Below are 25,111 nucleotides of genomic sequence, written 5' to 3'. Positions count from 1 at the left end.
AAAAAACTGCAACTTACTAGTTGCAGTCAAACACAGATTTACTTCTGTTTCTTTTAGAAACTTATATTTTCATTTTTAGGCATAGTAAAAATATCGTTTCTTTCAAAATAAGGTTTTACCAATTCTTTCCATCTAGCTTTATGAAAATTGATTGACTTTAAAGGAGATAGTCCATAATTTCCCAATGCATAACCATCATTTACTTCAACAACAAGTGTCCTGCCATCACTAGTAACACCAATATCTAGTCCATAAGCTATTGGCGCATCTTTCCAACATGATATGGCTTCATCAATTACACTAGGATCAAATTGTGTATGATAATCACCTGTATAAGGCCGAACATCTAACACGCGACCATCTAAAACAAAACAACGCCATTCAGCTATGAATTCTACAACCTCACTAATCCATATAGGATAGTCGAAAGGTAGACCAATACCTATCAAATCACGGGTTCCATTAACAACTCTTCCTGTAAAGATTTTTGAACCAGCTTTGGGCTTAATAAATTTTCCCCAATTATCAGGTATATTTACAATCTCTCCTAAAACACCTGCATAAATCTTTCGACCATAAAACACTTTAAGCTCAATAGGATAGTCATAAACTGGAACGTTTAACCCCATCATTTTTAGCAATGCTCTGGTCTCCGTTATATAATCTACAACTGTATCATCACTTGTTAACTGTTTTATTTCAGAAAAAGATTGATATAAAATAACTTCTTCTCCTTGTAAGTATGCACCTACTTGAGCATTGTATTTATTAATTGAAACCTCACTTGGTAATTTACTTTGTCTAATATAAACAACCATTTTATCACTCCTTTTTCACTAGTGTTGCACCTGATTGTAAAAAAATAATAGCAATTTTGCTCTTATTTTTTTAAGTAAATAGCTCCCATAATATCATCGAAATAATCAACGGTATTTAGGAGTAATTCAATAACCTGGGATTTTGTTAGTCGCATTCCTCTTCTATCTCTAGCATCTTCTACTAAATTTTCAAGTTTCTCTAGATTTTTATCATCCAAGCTAATCATTATTCTATTTTTATCAGTTGCCATTTTCTTCACCTCTAGTTAATTCTATCATAGGTGTAACACTTGTGTCAACTATCTTTATAATATACTATTGAAAAAAATCGGAACTTTTTATATTAGGTAACAAAATATCCCAACGGTATTAGAGAATTGAAGTATTCTCTTTCTAATCCTATAGATATACCTATTCTGTTCGAGTTTCAGCTAAATATATTCCCCATTCAGCTAATTCTTCAGGCAAATCATAAACAGTTTTACCGTTACTTTCATAGATTTCAGAAATTCCTGGTGAAGTCTCAGAAAAAGTTTCCGAAGCTGTCACTAGTTCTTCTACAAATTGAATATTATGAGGTTCAAAAAAGTCATTAAATTTCGATAGTTCTTTACTATAAATTGTCACAACATTATAGCTATCAAGCATAATTTCATCATGACTTTTATGCCCACCAAATCCAAACTTACTTAATCCATCATTAACAAGCAAATCACCGTATCTAATCAACAGTACAAGGCATTCCTCTATTGAACAATTATCAATGTAATAAACATCCATATGTAATTCGTTGATAATATTCTTTTCTATTACTTTTTCTCTATCAATACTAACAGGCAATTCCAAAATAAAAAACAAGGGCTCGTCATGAATCGCAATAAAGTGTTGAAAAACCTCTAATATTTTTTCTGCGTGTACATTCGCCATCAAATAATGTTCAGTTAACTTTGTAAATGACTCAAACAGGTTTTCTACCAAACTAACTCGGTGACCTTTTACTAAATTCAACATTATGCGTCCTCCAGATAATTTAAACATTATACACATTTATAATCTTATTATACCATTAAAACCTCAAAAAGACTATAACTTCCCTGCCACAGTCTCTTATAAATCTACCTCAGTTCCTTATGCTGAACTACATTCTGAACAGAAAATATTGGTAGTAAAAGAAGCATTTCAATAATTTATTCATAGCTATTAGGAACGTTTCTCTAACAAGCTTACACACTCAACATGAAACGAGTGAACACTAAGTATGTCAAGTAGTTGCGTTCGTATGTGGGAACATATCTATAAACCTTTTAACGATAAGTAGGGTTATCGTTAAAAGGTATTACCTAGACAAACTGGGATTTACTTAGTCGACAGCCACTCTCCCTTTGATAGACAGGTTATGTGTTCTGTGCGAAGAATACCTTCCAATGCACATAGAACGTTTTCTTTTGTATGATGATAACGGAAACCACATTTTTCCTGAACTCTCTTTGACTTTGTATTGCCGTCAAAATAACCGCACCACATTTTCTCCAGATTCAAGTCATCAAATCCATGTCTCATAATCTCACGAACTGCTTCTGGTATCAGACCCTGACCCCAATACGGAACTCCTATCCAGTAACCAATCTCCGCCTCAGTATCAGGAATACCTTTATCACTTACAGAGCCGATCATCAATCCTATGCTACCCACTGGCTGCATCGTTTCTTTTAAAACTATGGCGTATGTCTCAGGTGCTGAAATAACACTTTTTATAATCTCCTTGCTATTTTCAACACTGGTATGTACAGGCCAACCTGCAATCGGACCAACCTCTGGATTACTGGCATACTGAAATAAATCATTTGCATCACTTTCTTCCCATGGACGAAGAATCAATCTTTCCGTTTCTAAAATCATTTTGTCCTCCTTAAATTCAAATTTGTCTTTGTTTAAAAATAAATCCCATTATATAATTCCATAAACTCTTTAGCAAACTTTTTGACAAGTTCATGATCAAGTGCAGTTACTAAAGTTTCTACATTTTTATTAGCTGTTGGTGTCCAATTATATGATCCGTGCATTACATAGTCCATATCTATGATACAAAACTTATCATGCATACGGTTATATCCTTTATTTCCCCATCTCGGAATGACCACAACATCGAACTTATTCTCTCTCAGTTTTGAAATCATATTTATATTTGAGTCTTCCTGCGAAACTATTATTCTTACATTTAATCCTTGCTTCTTTTTCGCTAATAACTCTTGATAAATAGCTTCATTAGAAAACCATGCAACAGCTGCCCAAATTATAAATTTAGCATCTCTAATTCCCTGAATTACTTCATCTTGAATTGCATCAAAAACTACATTATGCTTTGTTACTTCATCTGGTGTATCAATTACCTGTGGACGTATTTCAACGTGATGTAAAGCATAATCATCAGACTCCTCATATACATACTCTACTAACTCTTCTAGAATCTTCTCATTTTCTTCTGCGATTTCTAACAAAGGAACCGGAACTCGTAATTCCACAATCTCCCAATGTTGATAGGAACGCCCATGATTTGCAAATTCATATTGTGGAACAAAGTTTACTCTTGCTCTACCTATTAACCTCAACAGTTGGTCTCTTGATTCAATTGTTCTGTATTTTCTATCATATTTCAATACTTCTATCAGAGTCTTAATGAAAGCACTTCTATCCATTAATATCACCTCTCTTTATATATTTACCACTCTTAGTTCTTTTATCGTTTGGTTTTTCAGCGTCTGCAGGAATATCCCAATATAATCCAATCTTTATGGCACCAGGTACACGTCCCTATATGCAGGGGATTAGTATACTTGTTTCTTAGTTATATTATAATGTTAATTAGGCTATTTTACAATTGTCAAATTTATAGCTGGGTGCCAGTGGGTGCATTTTTTCTTATTATCCATTCTCTAGTGTCAACTCTAGGCTATGGATATGTTCCCGCTCAACCTTATTTTCTCTCAAATAATAAGGCTTACTCTAAGCTATCGATACCTTTTAACGATAGCCTAGAATAAGCCTTTATTTTCTATATTTTATTTACTTAGCGGGTGCAACTCTTAACATCAATACTACACACTCAACATGTGCTGAGAGCTTTCTTCTATACTAATAGACGAAAGGGTGTGAAAATGATTTTTAAATGATACTGTGGAACGGAACAGTAGCCCTAGTATTGACTACTGTCGTTTCTATTCATATTGGCTATTCTAGGACTGAGATGAAAAAATCTATAAATGCTCAGAATAAAATTGAACCCGCAAATCTCCCCAAAACAATGGTGAGTCATGTACTTGTATTATTCCGAAAAAATACACCTCTGGTGCAGTGAGACAAATTGGTGTATCTTATAGTGGCTTCGTAGATGAAAGCTATACTCTACTATCACTCTTTGATGATGTAGAACAAATTGAAAAAGATAATAGACTTCAGACAGCTATTGATGTTGTCAGAGAACAGTTTGGTTTTTTAGCCATACAAAAAGGAACCGTCCTAACTGAAGGTTCCAGAAATATTGAACGCAGTAAACTTATCGGTGGTCATTCCGCGGGTGGATTGGAGGGATTAAAATGAAACAAGAAAAAAATACAGTACAATTTTCAGAAATCCGTAGCAAAGGATGTAATGATATTGAAATGCTTGAAAGATTTTTACATGGAATCGTTGAAACAGCAACTTCAAAACTTCGTCAGAGAAAACTCAAAACAACTGAAATATCGATACGACTAGTACATGCTAAATCTGAAAACCGATTACCATTGGAATTTACATTTAGCATTAAGCCAACAAGCTCATCTGTGATAATCTATACTGAGGTAATCAATCGCTTTAAAGAATGTTACACAGGTGGGGGAATTCAAGGTTTTACGATTCAATTTGATAAAAATACCCTTGCCTCTGCATAGAAAGGATTTGATATGATTGACCGTTCATATTTACCATTTCAATCAGCAAGAGAGTACCAGGATACAAAGATGCAAAAATGGATGGGCTTTTTCCTATCTGAACATGCATCAGCACTCTCTGATGATACAAACAAAGTAACGTACATGTCTGACTTATCACTAGAGAAGAAATTATTACTCCTCAGTCAAGTATACGCCGGGCAGCTACGCACACGCATTCAAGTGATTGAAAAAAACAAGCGTGTTTCCTACACTGGAACAATACCAAGTCTGACCAAAGATTTCATTTTGATAAAAACTACAACAGGTCACATCAATTTGAAATTAAAAGACATTATTAGTATTGAACTTGTCGAGGAGGTGCTCTATGAATCAGCTTGAGTTTCAGCGTAATCACCTACAAATGGACTATTATAGCGAGAGCTACCAAGATTTTGAACGTGACTTCTACCGCTACTCTAACATGAATATTCCATTGACCTTCCTAACTGATGATATCCTAAAAACAATGGCGACTTCACGTAAGAATTACTTTGTCCTCAATAAGGAAAAGTCCAGAGATAACCGCGATCACTTCTTCATATTTGAAGTAAGTACCGTAGATGAGAATCCGCTAATCTATCATTATACATATAAGAAAACTACAATATATTTAGCAGAAAAATAGGAGCAGTTCAATTGACTGTTCCTATTTTTAATATTCATAAAATCTAAAGTCTTTATACTCTTTAACAATGGAGTCGCCAACCAGAACAGACTATACTGACCAGCGACTACCTTAAATTTAATGTTTCAGATTTATTTTCTTATCTCTAATTTCATAAACTACATCTGCTACATTTTCGAGTAATCGTTTATCGTGGGTGATAAACACGATAGTTCCGGTGTACTCCTTCATTAGTATTTCCAAAGCCTCTAAACTTGGTATGTCAAGGAAGTTACTGGGTTCATCCATTATTAGGATGTTATATCTACCCATGAGCATTTTAGCAAGCAACAATTTTATAATTTCTCCACCGCTTAAAACAGATAAACTTTTTCCAATATCGTTCTGTTTGAACCCCATAGATGCTAGCACTGAACGAATTTCTGATATATTGTAGTCACAATCCTTCTGCATAAACTCCATAACATTCTGATTACTGTTGTACTTGTAACCATTCTGTGCAAAGTAACCTATTTTTGCCTTAGGCGAAATAGAAATTCCTTCTTCATGGTTTAAGATCATTTGGATTAAAGTTGTTTTTCCGATTCCATTACCACCAGTTAACGCCACTTTTGCTCCTAACGGAATTTGAAAAGATGCATTTTCAAACAGAGCCTTATCCCCAAATACTTTATTAATTTCTGCACCGACTATAGGGTATGGATTATGGAGCTCCAATGCTTTACTTTGCCTGAAACGAATTCTGCGAATGCCTTCCGGAGCTTCTACTTTTCCTAAGGCCGCAATCCTGTGCTCTAGGGTTTTAGCAGCATTATACATCTTTTTTTCCTTACTTCCTATTGATTTTTGATGAGCTAAACGCCCTCCGTCTTCAGTACTTTTTTTCTTTGAAGAACCTTTTGCCTTCTGTTCTATTTTACGAGCCTGTTTTCGCTTTTCCTCCGCAGCCCTTTCCAATCGGGCACGTTCCGCAATAAATTGTTCGTATTCTGCAGCTTGGCTCTTACGTTCTTCCTCTTTCTGACGAAGATAATCAGAATAGTTTCCCCAATACTCAGTGATTTTGCCATCTTTCAGTTCCCATATTTTATCTACTATTTCATCAAGAAAATAGCGGTCATGGCTAATAACTAACAGTGCACCTGTAAAATATTTTAGCTGTCCTATTAGAAAATCAATTCCTTCACGGTCTAAATGGCTCGTAGGTTCATCCGCTAAAATACCATGAACCTGTGCCGATAAGGCCTGTGCTATTTTAAGCCTTGTTTCTTCACCACCGCTCATAGTCTGTATATTTAATTGCTCAACACCTAGCTTGCCTACAAGTGCAAAATCTTTTTCCTCCTGCAGAGTTACTTCGTCCAACTGGGGAATATAGGCAAGTTCACCCAGACGATTCATTTTACATCCTGGGGGAGTTAATTCTCCTAAAAGTACCCTGAGTAAAGTGCTTTTTCCAGCACCATTTGCTCCTACTAAACCAATACGGTCATAATCATATACTTCTAATTCATTTATATCTAAAACATCGCGTCCTTTGAATTCCACACGAATGTCTTTTGCTTTTAATATTAATTCCATAACATTTCCTCCTGTCTATAATTGCATGCTTTCATTTGCTTGTATGCAGGGAAAACCCTGCGATTTTAGCAGGAAGAGTTACATGAAAATAAGATACATAAATATTCCTCCAATATTGTTTATTTTAAATCTAATTTTCTAACCTCAGTTATCATTTGGCAAACTATAGCAATGCCAATAATTAAAATACCTGATAGTAAAAACCAATGATTTACACCGATTTTATCAGCAAAGAATCCAGAAAGAATTAACCCAATTGGCATAGCAAGTGACATGATACTTCCGATCAAAGAAAATACACGTCCTAAATATTCAGGCTTAATTTTCTCCTGAAAAAGAGCTGTTTGCACACCGCTATAAAATGGCACCGAAAGCCCCATTATTGCACAGCAAACTACGAATATTACAAATCCATTTGGAGGAAGTATTCCCGAAACGGCTAAACTGGTCCCCATTATAAAAAATGAACTTGTTATTAGTAATACATGCTTTTCGAAGCCCCCTAATCTTCCTAATAATAAGCCTCCTGCTAGCATCCCAAATGCAAAGGAAATTTCCGTAATAGAAATATGCACAGGCGTTCCATTAAAGTGTTCCATGCTTATTAAAGGAAATAGTGCATTGATTGGCATATAAACAAAAGTATATAGTGTTCCTAAGAGTAATAAGGCAAACAATCCTTTGTTTTGTCTCAGAACCACAACTCCTTCTTTCATCTCCCTTATGAAATTTGGTTCTAAACTTTGCACTTGATTACCCAGCTTAGGTATACGTACAATTGCTACCGTAATAGATGCAATCACAGCACCCAATACGTCGATGGCAATAATAGCATTTAAATCCCAAACGGAGTATAAGAGTGCTGCAACTGCCGGACTAACAATATAGCTTATAGACTGCAAAGACTGACTATAGCCTGCGCATTTCGTTAGCTGTTCTTCTGGTACTAAAAGTGGTGTAACCGCATTGAGTGCTGGGGTATGAAAAGCTGTTCCAATGCTACGGATAAACAATACTATCATAATCATCCAGACAGGTAGCTCCATACAGAATGCAACAATAGCAAGCACTGCACCAGCTGCTGCGATAATTAAATCGGCACCAATCATTATCTTCTTCCTATCATGACGATCCACTAGCACACCAATGGCAGGTCCCAAAATCGCATAGGGTAAAAAACCTACTAATGAAGCCATAGACAAGACCATCGCAGATCCTGTTTTTTCTGTAAGGTAAAAAATAATCGCCATTTGCAGGATGGCACTAGTGATTAATGATACTGCTTGCCCTGCCCATATTGCATAAAATTTTCGTTTCCAATTGTTGTATTTTTCCATTTATATTATCTCCTGCATATTATTTTGCTTGAATTTCTATTTTGAATAGCATTCTAGGCAATAAAAAATGCAGGCCAAACCCCACAATGTGGCTTTTGGTCTGCATACATACAATTTGGAAACATTCATATTAAAGACATAGTTAAATAAAGGTATAGTTAAATAACCAATATCCTCACCGTAACTAATGAATGCTCAATATCGTATAAATAAGCACAACAAAAAAGCCTATCATCGGGTATAGATTCTGCTTTTTTTATTGCCAGCTTATCTTAAACGCATTGAGGCTGTCATAGTTTCGGTTCCTCCTACATCTTTGTTTATATCAATTTATAGTATAACACAACAAGATGATATGTTCAATATAAAAGTTATGGAATGAGACTCATACTTCCAATTCGATGCCAGATTTAAAGGATATGACGAAGTTTTCTTCATAGACTGTAACGCTCTGGATTATCTTCCTTAGTAGCAAGCGATTAGCTTTCACAAAATCTTCTGTTTGTAGTTTTAAAAATTCATCAGGATTTTCTAACTCAACCTCAAAATATTTCATTTTACATTCCCTCATTTCATTTATTGATAAATTGAGTTTGCAAAAAAGAGTGGACAATTTTTGTCTACTCTTAACCTTTAAAATAGTTTTTTTTAATCGATTTGAAGTTGCCTAAATTATTACTTATTCGGTAAAATGAAGTATTGCTTTCAACAGATTTCCTTCAACTACACTTCACTTGATTCAAACAAGGTGGGTACATTTCTATTCCCACAAACTCCTTGTCAATGGAAACAAACACGTACCCACAGGGTAAATGGAAATAGAAACTGATAATTTCTAGCTATCACTTCTACTCATTCCAAAAATTTTCTCACTCTGATACTTACCCACCATAAAGCAAAAAGCCTTGCAATCAAGGCTTTCATTATCCCTTTCGTTCAAAGGTTTCTAAGCTTTTACGAGCAGAGCGACACACTCAGCGGTTCGCTATCTCCGTTCTGTCTGCGTGCTAGCACTTGTCAATCACGGACAGCTATCGCATGGGCGGAAGTAAATGCTAATCTTCGTCGTTTTACTCCTTGACTAGCAAACTTACCGCCTCAACATGGTACGTCCCTGGGAACATATCTACAGGTTGCACTGAACCTAGTTTATAACCTAGACCTCTCATAATTTCCATATCTCTAGCTAATGTTGCTGGATTACAACTAACATAGACTATTTTTTCTATATTCATAGCTGCAAGATCACGTAGGAAACTTTCCTCACATCCTTTACGTGGTGGATCCACAATAACCGCATCTAATTTTACATCTTGTGAGATTAATTTTTTAATTACATCTTCACTCTTACCTAGTAAAAACTCTGCATTAGTTATATTATTATTTTTCGCATTTTCGCGAGCATCTAAAACAGCCGCTTCTACTATTTCAATACCATATACTTTCTTAACTTTCTTCGCTGCGAATAGACTGATTGTTCCAATACCACAGTAAGCATCAATTATCGTATCCGTTTCTTTTAATTCTGCAAATTCCAATGCTTTACTATATAATACTTCTGTCTGAACTGGATTTACTTGATAGAATGAACGAAGTGAAATCTTAAATTTTATTCCGTCTAACGTGTCAGTTATATAATCCTTACCAAATAGATTTTCAGTTTTATCACCAAAGATTACATTTGTCTTCTTATCGTTAATATTTAGCATAATGCTAACAATTCTATCATCTAATTTAGATATTTTTTTAACGAATTCATCTAGTTTATTAAACTTCTCTTTCGCTACAATACCTACCATGATTTCACTTTTTAAGGTATTTGTTCTGAACATAATATGTCTAATAGCACCTGAGTGGTTATTTTCATCATAGATAGATAAGTTAAGTTCTGAAATTAGACTACGTAACTTGTTCATTAATACATTGTGTTCATCATATTGAATAAAACATTTCTCTATATTAACAACATCATGGCTTCGAGGTTTATAATACCCCATCTTAACTTCACCATTAACTTTTTGTACTGGAATCACAGACTTATTACGGTAATGATATCCGTCTTCCATTCCTAGCGTATCTAATACTTCAATAGAATCTTTTCCAAGAGCTTTATCCATAACATTTTGAACTTTTTTCTTCTTAAACTTCAACTGTTCTTCATAGTTCATATGAACTAAATTTGCTCCTGAAGTCTTCGGAATTCCATCTACTCTATTTTTAGAACTTTCAATAATATTAAGAACTTTTCCGTAACCAAGATTTTTCTTTAATTTAATTATCTTAAACTCGATTACTTCACCTTCTATAACATCTTCAATAAAAATTGGAAAATTATCAATTTTAACTACACCAAGACCATCATGTGTATAATCTATAACCTTCCCTTCGAATATATCATTTTTTTGCATAATTCACCTTTCTAAAATAAAAAGGAGAACAGCTATAGGAAACTGACTTCCCTACTCTGTTCTCCTACATTTAATATTTATTAAACTATCTTTACATGCTTAAACCAATTACTTTAATTGAATTAACAAACTCAAGATCTTTAATTCGTTTATTTAATTTTTCAATATTTATATCACCTGAGCTTAGCTCTAAAGAAATAATTATCGTAGCTTTTGCATTAATCGGCACCGTTTGGTGAATAGTAAGTACACTACACTTTTCTTCATTAACAACCGCTAAAATTTTACCTAATATTCCTGGAATATCATCAACATCGATAGATAATGATAGAATTGATTGTCTTTTCACATCTTGAATCGGAAAAATTGTATCCTTATATTTATAAAATGCACTTCTACTTAAATCAAACCTTTTAGAAGCTTCTAAGATTGATAATTTAGAATCTTCTTCTAAAGCTTTTTTCATAGCTAATGTCTTCTTTACAGCTTCTGGCAATACATCTTCTCTAATTATGTAATAAACTTTTTCTTTATCCACAGTGGCTATCTCCTACTCTACGAATTCAAACTCACCTTTAAGGATCTTAACAGTATCACCGTTTTTACATCCTCTTTCACGTAAAGCATCATCTACACCCATAGAACGCATTTGTTGAGCAAAACGTCTAACAGAAGCATCACGGTTGAAATCAGTCATTAAGAATGCACGTTCGATACCAGGTCCACTTACTACATAAGCTCCTGTATCATCACGAGTAATCTTGAATGTTTCATCCTTAGGTTTATGTTTATAAAGAACTCTGTTTTCCATACTTTCTTCTTCAGTATCAAGTTCATATAACATATTTGGATCTGTGTTATCTAGTATGTCACTTATTTTATAAAGTAAGTTATCGATATTACTACGTGTGAATGCAGAAATTTCAACTATATCAACTTCTTCACCATCGTTTTCTAAGTGTTTTTTAAACTCTTTAAGATTATCACTAGCCACTGGAATATCCATCTTATTAGCTACTACTACTTGAGGTCTTTCTAAAAGTCTCATGTTGTATTCTGCTAACTCTTGATTAATAATTTTATAATCTTCATATGGATCACGACCATCAGTTGCTGACATATCAACCACGTGTACAATAACTTTTGTTCTTTCAATGTGACGTAAGAACTGATGTCCAAGACCTACACCTTGGCTAGCCCCTTCGATTAATCCTGGAAGGTCAGCCATAACAAAACTTCTGTGGTCTTTTGTTTCTACTACTCCAAGATTTGGCGCTAATGTTGTAAAGTGATAATCAGCAATTTTTGGTTTTGCTTTTGATGTTATTGATAATAACGTTGATTTCCCTACAGATGGGAATCCAACAAGACCTACATCAGCCATAAGTTTTAATTCTAATGTAAGATTTCTTTCTTCTCCTGGTTCACCATTTTCAGCAATTTCTGGCGCTGGATTTGAAGGTGTTGCGAAACGACAGTTTCCACGTCCTCCACGTCCTCCACGAGCTACTACTACTTCTTGCTCATGTTCTACTAAGTCTGCTAATACTTCTCCAGTATCAGTATCACGAATTACTGTTCCTGGTGGTACTTTTAAGTATAAATCTTTAGACTTTCTACCGTGCATACCTTTACTCATCCCGTTTTCACCATTAGGTGCTACGAATTTCTTCTGATAACGGTAATCCATGAAAGTTCTTAATCCTTCATCAACTATGAATACGACATTGGCACCACGTCCACCGTCTCCTCCAGCTGGTCCACCTTTTGGAACATACTTCTCTCTTCTAAATGCTACTAATCCATTCCCACCATCACCTGATCGGACGAATATTTTTACCTCATCTAAAAACATAAAAATCTCCTATAAAATTCTCTTTTTTTCTTAAACTTCAACTTTTAAACTATATAAAATTCAACTTGATAAAAGTTCATATACCATGAACTATTATAACATAATTTTTCCTATGATAATAATATTTAGCGAGATTTTAAACAAAAAAATATACGGCTGCATACACAGCCGTACTTTACTCCACAGGCAGGACTCGAACCTGCGACCCTCTGATTAACAGTCAGATGCTACTACCAACTGAGCTACTGTGGAAAAATCTCTAAATAAAAAAATGGAGCGGGTGATGAGAATCGAACTCACAACATCAGTTTGGAAGACTGAGGTTTTACCACTAAACTACACCCGCATAAACATTTGTTATTAACTTATGTATTAATTATATAATAGATATTATTATTTGTCAACAACTTTTTTAAACTTTTTTTATTTTTTTTGAAATTTTTAATTTTGTTAGCTTTACTAAAGAATTCTTTTGAAAAACAAGAAATATCTGTAGAAAAAAATAACATTGTTTTCATTGGATAATATATAGTATAATAGTTTTCCTTCCATTTGTAAAGGTGTTTCTAAAATTTATTCTAATTTTAGAAATCAAAATACAACGCAATCACTGTATATTGACTAAAAATACCTTATAATTTATAATTTTTTTTAGAGATATAATTTATTCGGTAAGAATTACACGTTTACAAATTAGGAGAAGAAAAATATGAAAACTAAATTACTATTTATAAGTCTACTATCCGCTTCAGTAGTTCTAAGTGGCTGCTCTTTAATAAAAGGTGAACTAGTTAGACAAAGTAGATCTGCAGCGGAGAATAAAGCTAAAATAGCAGATAGACCTACAACAGAAAAAAGTGCTACAACCACAAAAAATCAAAACTCTACAGATAAAGTATACGGACTTAATGAAGAATGGATTGTAGATGGTCAATGGAAGCTGAAAATAACTGAGGTTAAAACTACTCAAGATAGAAATAAACACATCAAAGAAAACATAGCACAAGTAGTTATCATAAAATATACGTATGAGAACTTGGGTTTTAAAAGTGAATATCAAGACCTATTTTTAGCTCCTAGAACAGTTGTTGATAGAGCCGAAAGGGAGGCTAGAATTTATCCTATTAGTTCCCAAAAATATCCAGAACCTACTCCAGTTGGTGCAATTTCAGAATCTACTATGGGATATGGTTTAAGCGTAGAAAGCGACAAAATTAAAATTTCTTTTAATCAATTCGATAATGATGGTAAAAAAATGGAAAGTGCTACTTTCGAAGTTCCTGTAACTAAATAATACAATAAAACAAAAAGGTTTGATGTATAATAAAATATTATTTATATCAAACCTTTTGTGATAAATTTTGTGAATAATTAAGTTAAAAAATATTATTTGTTCTTTCTATAGACTATGCAATATTATTTATCATAGTTTTCAATTCATCAAATCCCTCATAACATATCTTCGATAAATCGTCTGATGTTTGTTTAGCAATAGCGTCAGTCATCATATACAAATTATGACCATCTCTTGCTTTGTCCCAGTATTTAATTAATATGTCTGTTGGAATATCTAGACTTCTTAGTTCATCTAAAGTTAATACATTAATTACATCTGTGTGCATTGCTAATAATTCCATTGTAAGTTGTAAACTTATCAATTTTTGTTGGATACATTCCATTTCTTCAACTATTTTCTCTTTATTCATTTTTTTTACCTCCGTATTTTGTGTTAATAAAATAATTCTTTTTATATAATTTCTTTTAAAATTAAATTAACTTAGTCACCGGAGTCTCCTTCTCTCGCTTATGCCGATACTTATGTTTAATAATATTGATAATGTATTTTGCATTAATATAGACACTTCTCTTTGTTTATTCATTTTATTAATTTTCATATCACTCATAAAATACATCCCCTTAATCGATATAAAAATCAACATTAATTATTTTTTCTTTTCGCATACATACTATCACTCAATATATAGTAAGTCAATTAACAAATTGTATAATTTCAGTTACTCATATAAGTTTATAATTTATTTTATACCTTTTATAGACTATAATATAATTGAGTCAACCTAGTAAAAAACTGTTCATAAAATTATTAGGAAATACTATTAAACAAAAAAATATAGAGTATACTAACAAAATTATAAATCATCTAAGCTATTAAAATTATGTTTACTCTATTTATCACTATATAAAGGGGAATTATTATGGATAAAGAACAATTAGAAAGAAGAAATATCGAACAACTAGAAGTGGCAACAGATAAACTAAAAAGTATAACAAATAAAAATCCAAATCACTTTAAAACTAAAAGATTAGGATCCAGTATGGAAAATTACACTACACAACTTGAAAGGGATGTACTAGGAGAAAGAAGACGAAACTCGGTTTTCCCACAAGGTACTTTAGTATATGTTGATTTCGGTATAAATTATGGTTCTGAATTTTCATCATACCATTATGCAATAACACTAAACAAAAATGATAGTAAGAGAGATAATACAATTACTGTTGTTCCCTTAACTTCTAAAGAAGGCAAACAAAATATAAAATTAACTGCAGGTATTTCTAGGGGATTAGCTTCACTGACATTAGATTATCTTGAAGAACAAATAAAATTAAACGATAACAATATGAAAAAAATTGAATCAGATTTAAATAAATTAGAAGAAAGGGAAAAAAACGGAGAACCATTTACTGAAGATTTACGTCAATTAAAAATTTTTTATCAAAAAGTCCTATTAGAAAGAAATATAGTTGAAAATGCAAAAGATAGAGTAAAAAAATACATAAAAGATTTCGATAAAGAAACATATATAAAAATAGACGCTATTACTACCATAGACAAAAATAAAATTTTTAAGCGTAAAGACAATTTAGATCCTCTAACAAAAATAAGAGTTACAGATGATACACTAAAAATCATAGAAGATGGTATTAAAAACTTATTTTTTAAAAACTAAAATTTGACTTCTACTCTAATTTATTATAAAATATAATTACTAACATAGGTACTTAATTGTATCTATCGCAAATCATAACTAGAGCTCAATGCTCTCACCGTCAGTATTAATTTGCTGGCGGTTTTTTTATTAGTATGACATTCAAATTCGTTTTCACATAATAAAAAAGACAGTCAAAAGACAGTCAAAAGGCAAAACAAAAAGCCTTAAACGTTGATACTTTAAGGCTTCTCTAACTTTATTATTTAGTTTCTCTGTTTTCCTTTGAATACTTTGCCATACACCAGTACAGGATAACACTTGTTAAATTAAGGTTTTATAAAATCTTTCTCCCTGTATCCCTCTATAATATTTTAAATAACATTGTCAAAACATTGTCAACATCTAGCACATATCAAAGGAATTAATTTCAAATTAAATTAATAAATTCATTGTATAAGGTATGTGTATTTTTTGCACTAACCAGTTTAAATAATTTTGATCGGACGGTTTTTTAACCGTCTTTTTTAGTGGTTAAGCATGTAAGAGTACTATTTTTCGTGTAGTGGTCTTACTTTTGATTTTCTATTAGGTTTAGGTAGTCCTAATCTTGCTGTAAAACTACAATATTCTTTAAATTCTTCATCAGTTTTATAATAATTTGGTATGTGTCGCAAGTAACTAAACCTATTAAATTCTTTTTCTCCTAATTTCTTTTTACACATTGGTTTTTACCTCTCTCAACTAATTATAACATTTTATCGGCAAATATACACGCTGTATTTTACGTTCTAAGCGTTCTGTTTATACTTTCCCTTATAATTACACCCTTGACTTCTTACAAGGTAAATAAACGTCCCTATACTCTCTTTTTTAGGGAGTCCGAAATGTCCGGATACTCTTTTTAGGGGCTCGGAAATCTCGGGATACTTTTTTTAGGGGGTTAGAAATGTTTGGTTTCTTTTTAGGGCGTCTAAAATAGCCGGATACTTTTAATTTTCTCTTTGTTCGTTCTTTGTTCAACTAAATACTTAATACTTTTTAGGGGTGCCGAAACTGCCGAATAATTTTAATTTTCTCGGAGTTCGCTCGGAGTTCAACCGCTTCTAAGGATAAATAAAAAGACACCTATTAATAGATGTCCTCTCCTTTTTAGGTTCTCAAAAATACCTTTTTTTAATATGTCACCTTTGTCACCTTTTATAATTCATCATTTACTGAGTTCTCTAATATTATCACTCCATAAATTGTCAAGTTCATCAAGGTTACGAGCCCACTCTTTATCAAGTTCTTCAAAGTCAATGTTCTCATCAATCTCCTTTAGAGTTTCTTCTACATTTATTTCTTTAAGCATTTTTTCCATTTCATCCATATGTATTTTATCCTTTCTAAATTGTTTAAATTTTATAACTATACAGAAGCGGTATTATAGTTCAATAAAGTATAAATAGCTATTGTGAAAAATTAATATACTGTTAACAGGTTGATTTAATTTATTAGATATTTCTTCCCAACTCTCAAGATGTATGTATCTTCTTCTAAATATATCTTTCGTAGGCTCATCTGTACACTGCATATTATCAATAGCTGTTAGTATGTTCTGTTTCACTTTTTCAATTTTAATAAGTAGTCTTTTTCTTCTTCTCTCCAACTCTTCTATTTCACATATTGTATTAAGGCTAAAATCGATACTAGCGTTAATACCGTGTACTCTCTCTTTTGAATAGTCAACGGCCTTAATACTATTCTTATACTTTAACTTTTCTTTAAGCACTTCAATTTTTACGTTTATCAAACCTACATCTTCTGTAAGTCGTTTATATAGCTCTAACTTGTATATTTTCACTTCTGTTTCATCCTGTTTCTTTCCTAAAACTCCATTTTCTACAAGTAATTTATATATGTTAGCTTTATGCTTTTCTATACGTTGCCTTTGCCTTTGGCTTTTAATCTCTTTTTCAAATTTGAAATAAATACTTATCAATTCATCACTATCAGAAGCGGTCAAACTTGATAAGTATTTATCTATCAACTTAATAGCTTCTACTGGTCTGTTTTCATCATCTATGTACCAGTCTAATCGGTTACTTTCTGAAGCTGTTAACTGCATTTAGATAACCTTACCTATATGTAGAAAGGCTTTCACATAATCATGTGGATATTCAATTTCACAATAATTAATGCTAATTAATATTTCATCGTCTTGTAAATTTTCTACAACGTCCGCAACTTTTATTTGTAAAGTTTCATAATGGCACTTAAAAGGCACAATTCTAGTAATTTTATACATCTTCTTTTCTCCTTATTTAATTTGGCATGGAACAAAGTATAGTTTTAAAATCCTTTCTATCACTTTTAAAACATTGTTAAATCAACGTTTTAAAGAGTTGGTATAGATGTACGGTTTATTTTAACAAAATAATATATATAACTTATATATGGTAGCTGTAATATATATTTATTATACTCATTATATTTATTATATTTTTTATTAATAATAACTATACTTCTATACCGAATATTAATAAAATATAGATGTATCAAGGTTTTTCATGTGGTATAGATTTTTTAAAAATTCCATACTCAACTACACCTAATCTATACTTAAACTTTTAGATCCTTATTTTTTCTTTTAAAGCCATTCACTTTTTTACCGTTTCTATCAATCTTATTTGACTTTTCCCAATTTGGTAAATTGTTCATTACTTTGTTTATATCTTTAGCAAGTTTTGAACCTCCTAAATTCATTTTAAATTCTTCTCCCTCTCCAATTAAATACCCTAACTCATATGAAGTAATGTCTTGTATTTGGGTTTCTCGTGGAATACTTTCATCAATAGTGCCAAAATTAACAAATTCATTTACATATTTATAAAATTTAAACCTATTAGTACCGTTTTTAAAATACTCTATCCAGTTTTTAGGTACAAGCATTTCTAAAATGCTGTTTATACGCTCTTCTAGTGGGTTATATTCTAAAGCTTCACTTGTTAATTTTCTCATGTGTAACTTTGCTTGATTTGATATTAATAATGTTTCTCTGTTTTGATACCATTGATAAACTTCGCTCCATAATTGCAATATATAGTCTTCCTCAATGTCAAAAATATTCATCTTTCTATTTTCTTCATCTCCATACATCAACCAATATCTACGGTTTCCAGTCCTATCAGTTAAAATTTCTTTATCATTAGTAGTTCCGCAAATAATAAAATGTCGTTCATGAACTCTAGCTTTTTTATCGTATTTACCTCTATAAGTATCACTTGTTTCACTTAACCACGCTTTAAAGGTATCAATATCAGTTTTTTTCATTGTAGCTAATTCTGTAAAATCAACAATCCAAGCTAACTCTATTTTTATAAGTGTTTCTAGTGATAATCTTTCTGTTTCTGATACGTAAAAATTCAATGCTAACTTTTTAAATGTTGTACTTTTACTTAAACCCTGGTCTCCGTGTATTATTAACATTTCATCGAATTTAGTTCCAGGCTCAAATAATCTATATATGCCAGCTAATAGCCATTTTCTAGTACATTCACGATTATAAACATTGTCTTCAACTCCTAATACATCTATAAAAAAGCTTTCTGCTCTAGGTATTCCGTCCCACTCTTCAGAAAGTATTTTACTTTTTATAGGGTGATATCTAAACTTATCACTAGCACAAGTAACTGCTGTATCTATATCACCGTTTTTAGCTTTAATTTTAAATCTTTTTTCTATATCCATTCTTATTAAGTTCCTTTCGCGTTCTTCATAGTTTGTTGTTTCACCTTGTTTATTTACTATCTCTATCGCATGTGTTAGTTCATTATATGAAACTGGTACAATTGATAAGATAATCTTTTCAAGGTTCACTAGGGTCTGAATAACCTTTCCATTTTCATTGGTTGAAATTTTCATTTTTTCTTGAGTAACTGCATTAGTTACCTGTATGCCTTGTTGAGTTTTTTCAAACTTACTTTTAAAAGTATAATCATTCTTAAAATACTCTATACTGCCGTTGGCTCGCTTTATTTCTCCGTTAAGTTCTTTAACGTTGTTTTCTTTCCACTCTTCATTCCCTAACGCTAACAACTCCATACATTCAATAGCTGTACTGTATTCTATTTCACCAGTAACCACGCTTTTAGCTATTACAGTTAAACAAGATAAGTAATACTCATTTCTTTCTTGTAACTTGTCTGGTTCGTTCTCTATATACTTTTTCATTATAGAAATTGCCTCATCATGTAGTATTTGCTTTATAGGTTCATTAGAATACGTGGCAATAACTTTCTTTTCTTCTTTAACCGCTTCTTGTACTGGATATGCTTCACCCTCCAACTGTTTAATACTTACTGTTTCTTTCCCTTCAACTTCAATAGGTAACCCTTGAGGTTGAGACCATACATAACTTTTAGTATCATAATTTACACCTACTAGAGCCATAACATGCTGTATAGTTGGTTTGTATTCATCTTCCAGTATTTCCCTACTAGCTTCTAATACAAGCCTTAAACGTGGGTTATTTGGCTCATGTGAGATAGTTGAGTATAAATAGTATTTATAGCTAGCTAATTTCTCTTGAATGATATTTTGTACCTCTTGAGAGTTTAAGCCTGTTTTCTCTATATCGATTACTATTAAATCTCTTGAGTTTACGTTGCTATCATTCCTTGTATAGCTACCGTCTTCATTAGGTGTAATATCTCCACTTAAAAACTGTAAAGATTTATCTGATTTATACTTTTCTAAGTCTTCATTTTCACTTACAACATCAAACGGTGTATTTGTTAAGGCTTCTAAAGGGGTTTTAAAACTATGTTTAATCAATTTTAACTTACTGGTATGCAAACCAATTTGTCTATAGATCAAATTACATCACCTCATTTTGTTCTAAACTACGAATTAAATCGTCTACATCTTCAAAGAATACTTCTTCAAGTACTGGTATCATGTCACTAATAGACGTTACAAAGTCTTCTTTAAACTGGTCTAATAACTCAACATCATTAGGTACTTGTTCAGCATAATTCTTTAATACACTAAGGTTTATAACTACACTTCTTACTTTGCTTTCAATCTCTTCTAGTTTTTTAATTTGGTCTTTTTTTTCCATTGTTATTATCTCCTAATCTTTATTTTAAGAAGCGGTATAGTAACCGCCTTTATTAACTTCTTTGATACGTGCTAGATATCTATATTTTAGATTGTATTTTCTCTTAAAAACTTGTTTACTTCACTTTCAAGATAGATGTACTGTCTGCCAACTTTAGTTGGTCTTAAACCGCGTCTATTTAGGTCTGATAAGGTTTCTAATCCTATACCTAAGTTTTCACATAGTTCCGTTTGGTTATAGCGTTTATCTTGCTTTATTTCGTCCTGTAAAATGTCCTTTACTATCTCACGAACCGCCTTAATTACTTCTTGTTCAAATTCTGTACTAAACATATAATCACGCTCCTTTAATAAATGCTGTCCATTAGCATAGCTAGTATATAAATAAATGCTGTTATGAATGGTATAAATACCACTGCACAACAAAAAGTATTAATGTAAAGTTCTTTGTTCTCCATTTTGTTAAGTCCTTTCTTATGATATAATGTAAGAAAGTATTTTTGTTAAATACTTCCTTTGAAACCTTTTAAGTAGTCTAGTTGGTAGCTTGGTACTTGAAAGGTTTTTTTATATCGAATATATCGAACATAGGAATTAAAAAAATAAACTATCAATTGTTTCATCCGGAAAATATTCCCTAAAATAATTTAATAATATTACCTTTTCTTTGTCAGTAAATGGTACTAACATCCTTTCTTTACGTCCATATACAACATTATGGATATTAAGTAACTCACTCATTTCTTTTTGTGTTTTACCTAATGCATACCTGTAAGAACGCACTTTACTTATTTTTATAGGTTTCATTTTGCTACCTCCTTTCTTATTAATTTCGAATTTATCGAACAACTATATTTTATACTTATTTTTTGTACTAGTCAAGTACTAAATTAAATTTTTTTCGAAAAAATCGAACTTTATTATTTAATTTCTTTTAATTATAGTGTATAATTTACTGTATAATTATATCAGAGGTTAAAAAAATGAAATTCAATATAGATAAAATAAAATTAGGTCATCGTATTTTCAAAATAAGAAATAGTATGAATTTAACTTTAGATGAATTTGGTAAGGTTATAAATGCTAGTAAAAGTAGTATTTCGGAATGGGAAAAAGGAAAAAATGTACCTAACCGCTCTCGATTAGAAATAATCGCTAAAAAAGGAAATATTACTGTTAATGAGTTGTTATATGGTTCTATTGATGAATTCTTAGAAAACAATTTAGAAAACTTTATATTAAATAATTCTAATATTGCGACTGACTTTCTTTGTTTTGATTTTCTAGTGATTACTAAAAAATATCTTAAAAGTAAATCAAAAACAATTAATGATATATCTGACATCATTAACTTACTTGAAAATGATTTTGACAAAATACTAGATTATGCACTAGATGACTATGTACAATCAAATTTATTTTTATTAGATAAATATAAGCAATTAGTTTTAAATATTTTAGATGATGAAACTGCATTGAAACATGCTATTTATGATATTAGTAAAGATGATACAAGCAAATTAGGTATATATCAAAATGTATTATTAGATGAAAATATACCATATAACTTTACTGAATTACCAAAAGACTTTGATTATTATAAGGCGTTATTAAGTATTTTAAAAGGTGATAATATTAGCAATAAATACCAAATTCTCCCTTTTTTCACTAACTTAATAGATACTATAAAATATCGATTAAGATTAACTTACAGCGATGATAAAATGTATCAAGAAATACAGAATACTATTGAAAAGGTGTTAGAAAAAAATGGTGTATTTGAAATACCTTATAAAGAAGCGGTAATAAATAACTTAACTACTGCAATTATAGACAAAGTAATAGAAATAACTGAAGCTAACAATTAATAGTTAGAAGTTTCCCTTATTACTTAAATAAGATATTTCTTAAAACAAAAGAAAGGAACTAACTACTGTGAAAGATATAATCGGAACTGATGTTCTTATTTTACATTATATTAATAAAAATAGCCGTGCTTCTGAACTTAACCAAAACTTTTGGAAAGAAAAATACTATAACGATAATGAAAAATCATTACAAAGACTTTTAGAGGGTGGATATATTGAGTATAGAGAAGATTGCTTCACTTCGTTAAATAAATTAAAGGTAGACGAACTAAAAAATATACTTCAATTGGAAGATTTAAAAACTGTTGGAAAAAAAGCAGAATTAATAGAACGTATAATAAATACCGCTTCTTTAAGTAATTACCAAGAATACATAAAAAAAGAACGTGTTATCACTGCTAAAGGTTCTGAAATAGTAAATAGTACTGATTTTGTATATTTGTTACATGATTATAATATAGGTTATCCATGTGATGTATATAACTGTTACTTATCGAATAAAGAACTAAATAAGGTAGATTTAGTTATAAAATTTATTGAAAGTAAATGTACTTTTGAAAAAGAAATACACGAATATTCTAACCACTCATTTCTATATAGTCAACTGGCAGAAATACTAATAAAATATAACGCTAAAGATAAAGCTTTATATTATCTATTAAAAGCTTGTTTTGAATATCTTTCTAGTTATACATTAGATTACTCAACCGATACACTAAAGAGATTTAAAGAACATGTGAAAAGAATAGATTTTTATACTAATAAAATGAAAATTCTATTAGAAGCTAACTTCGATTTAAAAAATAATTTAACTGCATACTATCTAGAGTTAACAAACCTATATACATTACACTATTTCACTGATGAAGAAATAGAAAGCCTTATTACTGCTTTTGCCTTAAAAAACTCTTATGGGGTTGATAGTATTATAAATAGAATTTATAAGAGGAATAAAGAACAAGGTAAAATAAAAAATACAGGTAAAGAATTAGATAGAGAAATAGAGTTATATAGACAACATAAAGAGGATAACTTGCTATTAGAGAATGAAAACAAGGTAAAGAAAAAAGGTTTCTTTAGTTCTTTAATTGGTTTCATTTTAAAAGAATAATAATTCAACCATCAGCTAACAGCTAACAGTTCAAAATGGAAAAATAAGCCATTTTTTCCAATATGAGTGAAGATATTCAATTCAAAATGGAAAATTACACTGTTTTTTCCACTTTGCTTACTGGTTATCAACTAACAGTTAACTACCACTCAAGAAGCGGTACAGTTGTTTAATAAGGATATTTAACAACTTAATAAACTATATAAAATCGTAAATAAACCACAAAATTGGAAAAAAACAATCAAAAACGTGGAAAAAAGTTAAAAAATGTTAAAAAAAGTTAAAAAAAATTGATAGTAAATAATTGACAATTATTTTAAAAAATACTAAAATATACATAAGAGATAAGCATATAGGTAGCCTACTTTTAATATGAAAAGGGGTTCTATGTGTGCAATACACCGTGTATATTTTAAGATATATGCGGTGTTTTTGTTTTAATTAAAGGAGGATAGATATGAAACCTTTTAAAACTTTAGATCAACAACTTAAAATTTTAGAGGATAGAAACCTAAAATTTAACGATAAGAAAGAAGCTAAACAGTATTTACTGGAGTATAATTATTACAATGTTGTAAATGCTTATAGTAAATTCTTTATAAATTCTGATACTAGTAAATATTATGATGATGTGTATTTTGAAGATATTCTTGAAATACATCACTTTGATAAAGTAGTAAAAACTGTTATCTTTGAAGGAATAATTGAAGCTGAAAGACACTTTAAGTCAATTTTAGCTTATTGTTACTGTAAACATTTTAAAAATGATTTATATTCATATTTAGATATAAAAACATACGGTAGTAAGGATATTATAAAAGTAAGTAGACAAATTTCTAACTTTGCCAATACTTTAAATTATTACAAAGAGAAGAAAAGAAATAATAATTCAATTAAACATTATTATAAGGTTCATTCAGTTGTACCGTTTTGGGTTTTGGTTGATTATCTTACATTAGGTGAAGTAACATACTTTTATAATTTATTGCCTGATAAAATAAAAAATGATGTTGCAAAAGAACTGGCGAAGTTTGTTAAAGATAATTTAAGTACCACTTCAATTAAAGATATACACTTTAACGTTATACAAAAAGGATTAGAAAATCTTACTGAATTAAGAAATATAACAGCACATAATAATAAAATGTTAGAAACTACTCTAAAGAATGATTTACCTTTTTATGCTGATATACATACACCGTTAAATATCCTTAATAGCGATAATAGACAAAGTATTTATAATTCTATACTTTATCTTAAATTTTTTATCAATTATAACCAATATGCAAAAATTAATAACACTATAAGAAAAAGAATGAATAACCTTAGAGGTAAAATTAAAAATCATAGTTATACTAATAAATTATTTTCATCTATAGGATTACCTAATGAACTTCAGATTATGCAATTAAAAACTAAAAATAATTAATTTAGTTTATTTAAAAAATAGAAAAAAGCACTAGTAAAATTACCAGTGCTTTTA

General features: G+C 30.9%; 28 protein-coding genes and 2 tRNA genes. 9 read left to right on the top strand and 21 right to left on the bottom strand.

The annotated features are described in order from the left end of the window. Positions 1–53: 53 nt before the first annotated feature. From O3801_RS07620 to O3801_RS07600, 5 genes are all read right to left on the bottom strand, one after another. A complete protein-coding gene (locus O3801_RS07620) occupies positions 54–818 on the bottom strand; it encodes an ATP-grasp domain-containing protein (protein WP_371454566.1) in 765 nt (254 codons plus the stop codon). A gap of 62 nt (positions 819–880) precedes the next feature. Continuing rightward, on the bottom strand, positions 881–1,069 hold the full coding sequence (locus tag O3801_RS07615; RefSeq protein WP_274459410.1) for a hypothetical protein: 189 nt from the start codon (positions 1,067–1,069) through the stop codon (positions 881–883). A 160-nt stretch (positions 1,070–1,229) separates the two neighbouring features. Continuing rightward, positions 1,230–1,745 carry a hypothetical protein gene (locus tag O3801_RS07610; RefSeq protein ID WP_371454565.1) on the bottom strand — a complete coding sequence of 172 codons (516 nt, stop codon included), beginning with the start codon at positions 1,743–1,745 and terminating at the stop codon, positions 1,230–1,232. 429 nt (positions 1,746–2,174) lie between these two features. Then, positions 2,175–2,717, bottom strand: a complete 543-nt coding sequence (locus O3801_RS07605; protein ID WP_316452043.1) for a GNAT family N-acetyltransferase — start codon at positions 2,715–2,717, stop codon at positions 2,175–2,177. A 32-nt stretch (positions 2,718–2,749) separates the two neighbouring features. Next, complete coding sequence (locus O3801_RS07600; protein WP_371454564.1) at positions 2,750–3,514, bottom strand: phospholipase D-like domain-containing protein; 765 nt, start codon at positions 3,512–3,514, stop codon at positions 2,750–2,752. A 655-nt stretch (positions 3,515–4,169) separates the two neighbouring features. Here O3801_RS07600 and O3801_RS07595 point away from each other — a divergent pair. Genes O3801_RS07595 through O3801_RS07580 form a run of 4 tightly spaced genes read left to right on the top strand, consistent with a single transcriptional unit; the run spans position 4,170 to position 5,414 of the window. Continuing rightward, positions 4,170–4,415: a hypothetical protein gene (locus O3801_RS07595; protein ID WP_001813542.1), complete on the top strand. Its 246-nt coding sequence runs from the start codon at positions 4,170–4,172 to the stop codon at positions 4,413–4,415. Then, positions 4,412–4,747, top strand: coding sequence for a DinB/UmuC family translesion DNA polymerase (locus tag O3801_RS07590; RefSeq protein ID WP_000806926.1), 336 nt, complete (start codon positions 4,412–4,414; stop codon positions 4,745–4,747). Before O3801_RS07595 ends, O3801_RS07590 begins: the two co-directional genes overlap by 4 nt. 12 nt (positions 4,748–4,759) lie before the next feature. Continuing rightward, on the top strand, positions 4,760–5,128 hold the full coding sequence (locus O3801_RS07585; RefSeq protein ID WP_000567222.1) for a hypothetical protein: 369 nt from the start codon (positions 4,760–4,762) through the stop codon (positions 5,126–5,128). Between the two features lie 22 nt (positions 5,129–5,150). After that, positions 5,151–5,414 (top strand): DUF5960 family protein, encoded by a 264-nt coding sequence (locus tag O3801_RS07580; protein WP_001821895.1) that lies wholly within the window; start codon positions 5,151–5,153, stop codon positions 5,412–5,414. 117 nt (positions 5,415–5,531) lie between these two features. Here the strand turns inward: O3801_RS07580 and msr(D) are convergent, their stop codons facing one another. The 7 genes from msr(D) to O3801_RS07540 form a co-directional block, all read right to left on the bottom strand. Then, complete coding sequence (msr(D), locus tag O3801_RS07575) at positions 5,532–6,995, bottom strand: ABC-F type ribosomal protection protein Msr(D) (protein WP_000420313.1); 1,464 nt, start codon at positions 6,993–6,995, stop codon at positions 5,532–5,534. A 119-nt stretch (positions 6,996–7,114) separates the two neighbouring features. Then, positions 7,115–8,332 carry a macrolide efflux MFS transporter Mef(A) gene (gene mef(A), locus O3801_RS07570; RefSeq protein ID WP_000417519.1) on the bottom strand — a complete coding sequence of 406 codons (1,218 nt, stop codon included), beginning with the start codon at positions 8,330–8,332 and terminating at the stop codon, positions 7,115–7,117. Positions 8,333–9,402: 1,070 nt separating this feature from the next. Then, positions 9,403–10,740: a 23S rRNA (uracil(1939)-C(5))-methyltransferase RlmD gene (gene rlmD / locus O3801_RS07560; protein ID WP_371454563.1), complete on the bottom strand. Its 1,338-nt coding sequence runs from the start codon at positions 10,738–10,740 to the stop codon at positions 9,403–9,405. Positions 10,741–10,831: 91 nt separating this feature from the next. Further along, positions 10,832–11,278, bottom strand: a complete 447-nt coding sequence (locus O3801_RS07555; RefSeq protein ID WP_271965415.1) for an ACT domain-containing protein — start codon at positions 11,276–11,278, stop codon at positions 10,832–10,834. Between the two features lie 12 nt (positions 11,279–11,290). Continuing rightward, complete coding sequence (obgE, locus tag O3801_RS07550) at positions 11,291–12,595, bottom strand: GTPase ObgE (protein WP_294683152.1); 1,305 nt, start codon at positions 12,593–12,595, stop codon at positions 11,291–11,293. A 178-nt stretch (positions 12,596–12,773) separates the two neighbouring features. Next, positions 12,774–12,847, bottom strand: a tRNA-Asn gene (locus tag O3801_RS07545). A 20-nt stretch (positions 12,848–12,867) separates the two neighbouring features. Continuing rightward, positions 12,868–12,941, bottom strand: a tRNA-Gly gene (locus O3801_RS07540). A gap of 363 nt (positions 12,942–13,304) precedes the next feature. Between O3801_RS07540 and O3801_RS07535 the strand changes: the two genes are divergently transcribed. Further along, positions 13,305–13,889, top strand: a complete 585-nt coding sequence (locus O3801_RS07535) for a cell wall-binding protein (protein WP_294683151.1) — start codon at positions 13,305–13,307, stop codon at positions 13,887–13,889. Positions 13,890–14,001: 112 nt separating this feature from the next. On the opposite strand, the gene O3801_RS07530 is transcribed toward O3801_RS07535, so the two are convergent. After that, complete coding sequence (locus tag O3801_RS07530; RefSeq protein ID WP_294683150.1) at positions 14,002–14,301, bottom strand: hypothetical protein; 300 nt, start codon at positions 14,299–14,301, stop codon at positions 14,002–14,004. Positions 14,302–14,811: 510 nt separating this feature from the next. Between O3801_RS07530 and O3801_RS07525 the strand changes: the two genes are divergently transcribed. Further along, the gene (locus O3801_RS07525; RefSeq protein WP_294683149.1) at positions 14,812–15,567 is read left to right on the top strand and encodes a type II toxin-antitoxin system PemK/MazF family toxin; all 756 of its coding nucleotides are present in this window, start codon (positions 14,812–14,814) and stop codon (positions 15,565–15,567) included. 530 nt (positions 15,568–16,097) lie between these two features. Here O3801_RS07525 and O3801_RS07520 read toward each other — a convergent pair. The 8 genes from O3801_RS07520 to O3801_RS07485 all read right to left on the bottom strand — a co-directional run bounded on the left by O3801_RS07520 (position 16,098) and on the right by O3801_RS07485 (position 21,456). Beyond that, complete coding sequence (locus tag O3801_RS07520) at positions 16,098–16,271, bottom strand: hypothetical protein (protein WP_294683148.1); 174 nt, start codon at positions 16,269–16,271, stop codon at positions 16,098–16,100. A gap of 485 nt (positions 16,272–16,756) precedes the next feature. Then, entirely contained in the window at positions 16,757–16,918 is a 162-nt protein-coding gene (locus O3801_RS07515) for a hypothetical protein (protein ID WP_294683147.1), read from the bottom strand. Between the two features lie 54 nt (positions 16,919–16,972). Next, positions 16,973–17,656 (bottom strand): hypothetical protein, encoded by a 684-nt coding sequence (locus O3801_RS07510; protein WP_371454562.1) that lies wholly within the window; start codon positions 17,654–17,656, stop codon positions 16,973–16,975. Beyond that, positions 17,657–17,836, bottom strand: coding sequence for a hypothetical protein (locus O3801_RS07505; protein ID WP_294683145.1), 180 nt, complete (start codon positions 17,834–17,836; stop codon positions 17,657–17,659). 314 nt (positions 17,837–18,150) lie between these two features. Further along, positions 18,151–20,406 carry a VapE domain-containing protein gene (locus tag O3801_RS07500; protein WP_294683144.1) on the bottom strand — a complete coding sequence of 752 codons (2,256 nt, stop codon included), beginning with the start codon at positions 20,404–20,406 and terminating at the stop codon, positions 18,151–18,153. A 1-nt stretch (position 20,407) separates the two neighbouring features. Continuing rightward, positions 20,408–20,650, bottom strand: a complete 243-nt coding sequence (locus O3801_RS07495) for a hypothetical protein (RefSeq protein WP_294683143.1) — start codon at positions 20,648–20,650, stop codon at positions 20,408–20,410. 86 nt (positions 20,651–20,736) lie between these two features. Beyond that, complete coding sequence (locus O3801_RS07490; RefSeq protein ID WP_294683142.1) at positions 20,737–20,982, bottom strand: helix-turn-helix domain-containing protein; 246 nt, start codon at positions 20,980–20,982, stop codon at positions 20,737–20,739. A gap of 261 nt (positions 20,983–21,243) precedes the next feature. Then, positions 21,244–21,456: a hypothetical protein gene (locus tag O3801_RS07485; protein WP_294683141.1), complete on the bottom strand. Its 213-nt coding sequence runs from the start codon at positions 21,454–21,456 to the stop codon at positions 21,244–21,246. A gap of 176 nt (positions 21,457–21,632) precedes the next feature. Between O3801_RS07485 and O3801_RS07480 the strand changes: the two genes are divergently transcribed. From O3801_RS07480 to O3801_RS07470, 3 genes are all read left to right on the top strand, one after another. Next, positions 21,633–22,517, top strand: a complete 885-nt coding sequence (locus O3801_RS07480; RefSeq protein ID WP_294683140.1) for a helix-turn-helix domain-containing protein — start codon at positions 21,633–21,635, stop codon at positions 22,515–22,517. A 67-nt stretch (positions 22,518–22,584) separates the two neighbouring features. Continuing rightward, on the top strand, positions 22,585–23,628 hold the full coding sequence (locus tag O3801_RS07475; protein WP_294683139.1) for an SAP domain-containing protein: 1,044 nt from the start codon (positions 22,585–22,587) through the stop codon (positions 23,626–23,628). A gap of 457 nt (positions 23,629–24,085) precedes the next feature. Continuing rightward, positions 24,086–25,057, top strand: coding sequence for an Abi family protein (locus tag O3801_RS07470; RefSeq protein WP_294683138.1), 972 nt, complete (start codon positions 24,086–24,088; stop codon positions 25,055–25,057). The last annotated feature ends 54 nt before the right edge of the window (positions 25,058–25,111 follow it).

This window comes from Gemella sp. 27098_8_149, from assembly GCF_041433745.1.
Taxonomy (GTDB): Bacteria; Bacillota; Bacilli; order Staphylococcales; family Gemellaceae; genus Gemella.
The sequence above is the reverse complement of the archived record's forward strand: the minus strand, read 5'-3'. Positions and strand labels throughout refer to the sequence as shown.